Source organism: Capnocytophaga sp. oral taxon 329 str. F0087 (assembly GCF_000213295.2).
Classification (GTDB): Bacteria; Bacteroidota; Bacteroidia; order Flavobacteriales; family Flavobacteriaceae; genus Capnocytophaga; species Capnocytophaga leadbetteri_A.
This window is the reverse complement of sequence record NZ_KN390000.1, coordinates 1-3,499: the sequence shown is the minus strand read 5'-3', so window position 1 is coordinate 3,499 and position 3,499 is coordinate 1. Positions and strand designations below refer to the sequence as shown.

The 3,499-nt window shown below is 35.6% G+C and carries 2 protein-coding genes; one reads left to right on the top strand and one right to left on the bottom strand.

Annotation, left to right across the window (positions count from 1 at the left end; all coding sequences use genetic code 11):
* On the top strand, window positions 1-2,871 hold a 2,871-nt coding region (locus HMPREF9074_RS05310), incomplete at its 5' end, for a glycoside hydrolase family 2 TIM barrel-domain containing protein (RefSeq protein WP_034539905.1).
* A gap of 22 nt (window positions 2,872-2,893) precedes the next feature.
* Here HMPREF9074_RS05310 and HMPREF9074_RS05305 read toward each other — a convergent pair.
* A partial coding sequence (locus HMPREF9074_RS05305) for a GSCFA domain-containing protein (RefSeq protein WP_034539903.1) occupies window positions 2,894-3,499 on the bottom strand: 606 nt, incomplete at its 5' end.

Sequence of the window (3,499 nt, the reverse complement as noted above, 5' to 3'; positions counted from 1 at the left end):
AAGCAACTTCCTAAAGAGTTCTATAAGAAAGATTACAAGGAAGAAAAATGGGATAAAATAACTGTACCTGCCAATTGGGAAATGAAAGGTTATGGCATTCCTATTTACGTAAATGCTTCATATGAGTTTAACCAAAAAAATCCCACTCCTCCTGATATTCCTGATGATTTAGCTCAAAATGCAGGTGCATATCGCAAAGTATTTGAGCTACCCTCTACTTGGAAAGATGAAAAGGTTTACCTACATTTAGGAGCTGTAAAATCAGCATTTAAACTCTATATCAATGGTACTTTTGTAGGTGTTGGCAAAGACAGTAAGTTAGCTTCAGAGTTTGATATTACACCTTATCTGACCTCAGGAAAGAACCTTATAGCTATGGAGGTAAGACGATGGACGGATGCTAGTTACTTAGAGTGTCAAGATATGTGGCGTTTTTCGGGTATTTCACGTGATTGCTACCTATATATGCGCCCTAAAACACACTTTTATGACCTTAATATACAATCAACCTTAAGCAATAATTACGCTGATGGGCGACTCATTGCTTCGGTAGAGGTGTGGAATGAAACCATTCAAGATAAATCAAAATATCAAGCGGAACTATCTGTATACTACAAAGATAAGCTACTTTATCAGGAGAAGAAAAATACTACAGCCTTAAAAAGAGCTTTTGGCAAAACAGAGTTACAATTTCAAGCAGACTTTCCACAAGTGAAAGCGTGGAGTGCAGAGTTGCCCCACTTATATAGGTTACAAATGGTGTTATACGATGCTGAAGGCAAAGTAAAAGAAGTCATCAGTCGTCCTATAGGTTTTAGAACTGTAGAAATAATAGGAGCTAACTTATTAGTAAATGGGAAACGCATCTTGATAAAAGGTGTAAACCGACACGAAACTGATCCTTATACAGGTCAAGTAATATCGAGGGAGAGTATGGAAAAAGATGTAATGCTAATGAAAGCACTCAACTTTAATGCAGTACGTACTTGTCATTATCCTGATGATCCTTATTTCTATGACCTATGCGACCAATACGGACTTTATGTAATGGATGAGGCTAATGTAGAAAGCCACGGAATGCATTACGAAGTGGATAAAACACTTGCTAACGATACCAAATGGGAATATGCCCACCTATTGAGAATGCAACGAATGGTGATGCGTGACAAAAACCACCCTTCTATTATCATTTGGAGTATGGGCAATGAAGCTGGCAATGGATGGAATTTCTATAAAGGCTACAGAATGATGAAAGGGTTAGACCCTACTCGTCCTATCCATTATGAGTTAGCTCATTACGATTGGAATACCGATATTGAATCGCGTATGTACAGACGTATTCCTTTCCTATTAGAGTATGCTTTGAGTCATCATCAAAAACCTTTCTTACAATGTGAGTATGCACACGCTATGGGCAATAGTTTAGGAAACTTCCAAGAATATTGGGACGTTTATGAGCATTATCCTAAGCTACAAGGCGGTTTTATATGGGATTTCGTAGACCAAGGTATATATAAAACACTACCTAACGGGAAGAAAATACTGACATATGGAGGAGATTATGGGGATAAAGATACCCCAAGCGACAACAACTTTCTTATCAATGGAGTTATAGCTTCTGATAGAAGTTTACACCCACATTCTTACGAAGTACGAAAGGTACAACAAGAAATAGGATTTCAGTACAAAAATAATTTACTTACCCTGCGTAATAAGCACTTTTTCAAGGATTTGTCAAATTATGAAATACAATGGAAGTTACTAAAAGAGGGTAAAGAAGTACAAAAGGGTAGTATCACCGACCTTGTAGTTTTGCCTCAAACTGAAGCTACTATTATAATGCCCAACTTATTGGTAGATAAACAAGCCGAGTATATACTACAATATATTGCTACTTTGAAAGAAGATGAGGGATTATTAAAAAAAGGAACTGAATTAGCCTTTGCTGAGTTTCCTTTGACAAGCTATCAGCCAGCAAAAGTAGAGGAGGATAGCACTCCTATTAATATAGAAGAAACATCTACTTATATCTTGCTAACAAACAAGAATTTCAGTGCTAAAATTGATAAAACAACAGGTAAATGGACTTCTTTCAAAATAAAAAAAGAAGAACTTTTTGCTGCTGAAGGTTTAGAAGTAAACTTATGGCGACCAGGTACTGATAACGACTTTGGTGCTGGGCTTCCTAAGAAATTACAACATTTACAAAACGCTGATAGTAAAGCAAAAGAAATAAAAGTTAGTGTTGAGACTCTACCTTCAGAACAAGTAAAGGTAACCATTCAAAAACAATTAGTAGATGGAAGTATAGCATACAAACAAGAGTTGCTTTTTAATGGAAAACCTTTCGTAATAGTAAGCAATACTTTTAAGCCTTTAAAAGATGATAAAACACTTACCTTTAAAATTGGGAATCACCTTACTCTATTGCCTTTTGAACGCATTCAATGGTATGGAAGAGGTCCGTGGGAAAGTTACCAAGATAGAAAAACCTCTTCTTTAATAGGACTATATGAAGGAAGTATTGAAGCGCAAGCACATCCTTATGTACGTCCACAAGAAACAGGAAATAAAACAGAGGTGCGCTGGGCAAAACTAATGAAGAAAGGTGTTACTCTTGCTATATATAGCACTGACAAGTTGCTAAATGTAAATGCTTTGCCTTATACCCCTGAGCAATTATTCCCTGGTATTGAAAAAGGACAAACACATTCAGGTGAACTTACTCTAAGCAAAAACACTCATTTAGACATTGATTTACAACAATTAGGTCTTGGAGGAGATAATAGTTGGGGCAATCTACCTATGGAACAATATTTATTGTATTTGTATAGACCTTATAGTTATTCTTACAGATTAGTTGCTGAATAAATTATTATCTTAACTCTATTCCCTAAAATTTAATATGGGGGTATTTCATAGTAAATACCTCCATTTTTTGTTGCAATTGTATTAAAAATTGCTGATGTTTTTCTGTATCAGGGTTAAACGGACGATGTAGAAGGGCCTTTTGAATACTTTCTGCTTGCTTCATATCCATTTGAGTAGCTGTATCTATATAACTAGCCACCAAGCGCTCCCATATATAATTTATTGCCATTTCTGAAGGATGCACCATATCATTAGCATAAAATCGATAGTCACGAAGTTCATCTAAAAGCAACTCATAAGCTGGAAAATAAGTATAATAACCAGAAGTAATTAGAGGATAAAGCGCCGAGAAAAGTTGCGACTTACTTACTTGGTTTTCTAAAAAACCATCTTTAATATGCCGTACAGGAGAAATAGTAATAACTAAGTGTATTGAAGGATTAATTTGCTTTAGCAATTGAGCTATACGAGTAAGACTCTCTCCTATTTCTTCCATCGATAGAAGCCTTTTAGAAAAATGTTGTTGAGGAAGTTTATGGCAGTTAGCTACTATTCTATCAGTACTATTATAGATATATACCCAAGCTGTACCAAGTGTAAGAAAACAGAAATTAGCTCTATGCAATGT